Origin of the sequence: Endozoicomonas sp. ISHI1 (assembly GCF_024606225.1) — a bacterium.
Classification (GTDB): Bacteria; Pseudomonadota; Gammaproteobacteria; order Pseudomonadales; family Endozoicomonadaceae; genus Endozoicomonas_A.
This window is the reverse complement of sequence record NZ_JAGRPU010000102.1, coordinates 1-3,621: the sequence shown is the minus strand read 5'-3', so window position 1 is coordinate 3,621 and position 3,621 is coordinate 1. Positions and strand designations below refer to the sequence as shown.

The following is a 3,621-nucleotide window of genomic DNA, read 5'->3' as shown; positions in this document are numbered from 1 at the left end:
CCAGTTTATTGCCCGCTTCCCGGGACAGCTTGAGGGACATCCGGGTAATGGGTTGGCCGTTGGCATCCAGTAACTGGCTAATACCGATCTGCCCACCCCGGATATCCCGACCTTTAACCGGCAGCCAGCCGCCACGGATACCTGCCGCTTCTATTGCCTTGAACTCCGCCATGGATACCCTCTCACCGGCCTCCAGGCTGTTGGGGAAGCGTGTGGTCAGCCAGGCAATGCGATCGTGAATCGTCTGCCGTAACCAGCTTCGGTCACCGGGCAGAAAACCGCTGTGTTCGATCAGTCGGTCAAGGGCCTGCCAGTCGACCTGCCACAAGATATCTTTCAGGGTATGGCCCAGCAAGTCATCGTCTAATTGCGCAAGGATATCGACGCAGGGGTTGTTGATCGGTAACGAGTTCATGGGGGGGGCCTTTGGGTTTCGCAGTCTATTCAGCAGCACCGGCATGGAGGAAAAATCGTCCGCTTGGGGGGCAGGCTCTGGTTTCTCAGGACACGGGTAGCGAGTCGCCAGTCCGGCAAAGTCCCAGTTGAACATGACCGGCTCCCCTTCCGGGGTCAGTTCAATGCCCTCCCAGACGCTGTTAACCATATTTTCGTTACCGACTATCACATTAATCAGCAATAATCTGGCCCATTGCTCTGAAGACAAAGAGCGCAGTGTTGCCTCTCCGCCTCTGAGCTTGCCCTGCCATTGTTCGGGGACAGGACTGACCACATAAAACTGACCCTGCTCCTGATGGACAAAACTCTGAGGTACTGTGATGCCCAGCAACCCGGCCAGGTTGGCCATCAGTAGCTGGTTGCGGGCACTGAGTTCACAGCTCGCCGGTTTGATGGAATAAACCTGTTGGTTAACAGGGTCGTTATACAGCCCCGCTGGCCAAGTGCTCTGACATTCTTTTATGGCACCACTCTGCGGGTTCAGTTGTGAAAGAGAGAAGGTCGATTCTGATGGTTCTGCCAGATGTCCGGTATAAGGCGTTATTAACCCCCGGACAACAGCGGACTGCTCGCCTATGGTAAAGAGCTGATAACTGAAAGGCGAAGGGTGGTGCTCCCACTGCTTTTTAGTGTTCTCAGACTGGCTGGGGGCACCGATGCTGAAGAAATGATCGCGCTTTGCGGGACTGTCCTGCAATTTAATCGGATAAAAAAGGTCACCCTGCCTGGCGATCATCTGGCAGACCTCCTCGGCCAGCAGGCGCCAGTCTTGCTTCTGGTGATCATCCTGACAGGCAGCAAAACACTCCAGCCGGTCCATGTAAAAGTATCCCCTGACCCGCATCACATCCAGCGTATCCGCATCATGGAGCAGACTGCGCAGGGTCTGTATTTCTTCAGGCAGATGCTGGCAGCCCTCCGGGTTATCCTTGTGGCAAATGGCTTCACCGCATTGCCATGCCAGGGACTGATCCACCCCGAAGTTGCGCAGGTGTTCCCTCAGGTTGTCCGCACTGGCCCGCTCCCACTCCACCGTATCGTCCCCATCGCCTTCACGGCCAGTGTCGTGAAACAGGCAGGTTTTGATCAGCAGGGGTACCATGTGGTCGAGAAATGCCAGCGCCTGAGGATCGCCGTGTAGTTTACGTTGTTGCAACAGGGCTACTGCCCAGATCGCCGTCCGGCAACTGTGCTGGAGACCATGAACAGGGCGGGCAATGGTTTGGTCATGGGGAGCGATGCTATTAGGACGATAATGCAGAAGCAGGGCCGTTTTCGCTACCTGAGTGGATTCGATCAACGATTGATCAATGATCGGCAAATGGGCTGTTTGGAGTTCAGCAAATTTCGGACGCTTGTTTACCGGCTCAATGTTCAGCGTTTCCAGCGCTGTCTCAATTATTTTCGGGGCAATATCAGTGACGGCTACCTTATGCGCGGCCTTGCCCATGAAATCCATTTCGATCGCCTCATCCCACTTTGCACAAGCAACAGCCGGAAGCATTAACTCTTCACTTTTACTCACTTCTCTGGCAAAAGCGGTGCCTGTCCTATTAGCATTGTTAGATGAACCGATGCAACCGACAAAAGACGCCTGTTCTGTTTTTTCACTGACTGTTTTAATACCTGGCAAATCCATTTCTTCAGCCCTCACTACTATCCTTGTAATACCAATCTGTTTGGTAGATATGAAATCTATCGAACCAATAACAATTGAGACTGTTTATCCAATAATTAGTTTCATCCATTCTGTGAAGACCGGATAAAACCATAAGATTGCCTCCACACCTGAGGAATGGCAGGAGGAGTTGAGGTGTGGCTAAGATTGGCAGTGCCACATTGAGGGGGTAGGCCATTCGAACTCAATAATAGCTGTTGTCTTTGCCCCACTCTCCAAAATATTACGGACGCAACAGATCCCACTCTTTCTGAATTTTTGTATGTTTTTCCATGTTGGCGTTATACATGTCCCGCCAAATTTCCACATCGTGGTCTTTAGACAACAATGTTATAAACTCCTCGGTTGTTGAGGGGCTAACGGCAACATTTTGATGACGCAAACAGTGTTTGGCTATTGTTAATTGACTCTTTTCTGAGCATTCTTTCCAGAATCGATGAAAATATTTCCGGTAGTTTCTAAGGTAAAAGCGACAAAGATGAGCTTTGTAACGTTGCATTTCAACCAGAGGCAGGCTACCTGTTTTCAGGGATGAGATTGAGTTCTTTTGTGCACTTTCGCTACTGACCTCAGGAATGGCTTTCAAGCAATCGTCATGCTCATCGGCGTTGTTGGCATTGACGCCAAAGTCTATGTATTGATCATTGGATTCAGGGAATAGAACAAGGTTAATAACATTTAACATCAACGCCAAAACCGCTTCCCGGGAAAAAGAATTGTTTTCGAAGTTATAGAGAATGCATAATTCGTCGAATGGATCACCTGACAATTTCCCATAATCTCCTTCTTTCAGGAAGATGGTTCTGAATTCAAAATACAAATCTTTGAGATCTTTGATTTTACGATCATAGAATTCCGGATTACTGCAGACAAAATTTATTGCATTGGCAGTAGTTTTAAATTCAATGGAGAAAAGTGCAAAAATAATTTCACAAAGTTGCTGTGGATACGTTCTTTTAATTTCTTCAATATGTTGGGACAGAATATCCCGGCTTAAATCATCCAGCGGTGTTGAGCGACCGCTTAGACACTCACTTTTCCCCATCACCTCCAGCCATCGTTTCAGATTGAACTCATTGTTCTGATTAACACACGACTCATATAGGATTCGGGAAAGCCGTCGCGTACTTTCATACACCAGGCCTTTTATATCACATTCGGGATTAAAACGGACATTGTCCAATAGCGAAGTTGAAAGCCGCTCGCCTTCAAAAGAACATCCGCTGAAAAAGCTATTTTCGACAATAGCACTGTTTAACAGCTCTGTATTGAATTTACATCTCAGAAATACAGCGGATTGCAGTACTGTACCCTTCATTGAACAGCCGCTGAAATCAATCCCTTTAAATTTATGATCCATCCCGTTCAGCTTAAGACCATCCAGGGAATCCAGCTTGCCCTCCCAGAGATGTGGGTTTTGCTCAAGCAGCAACTTTCTGCACTCTTCACCACAGTACTTGACGAGTCCTTCGATTTCTTTGTTAACC

The 3,621-nt window shown here is 48.7% G+C and carries 2 protein-coding genes; both read right to left on the bottom strand.

Going from position 1 to position 3,621, the window contains the following annotated elements; all coding sequences use genetic code 11:
• A partial coding sequence (locus tag KBW69_RS23180; RefSeq protein WP_257282495.1) for a hypothetical protein occupies positions 1-2,095 on the bottom strand: 2,095 nt, incomplete at its 3' end.
• A 262-nt stretch (positions 2,096-2,357) separates the two neighbouring features.
• A partial coding sequence (locus KBW69_RS23175; protein ID WP_257282494.1) for a hypothetical protein occupies positions 2,358-3,621 on the bottom strand: 1,264 nt, incomplete at its 5' end.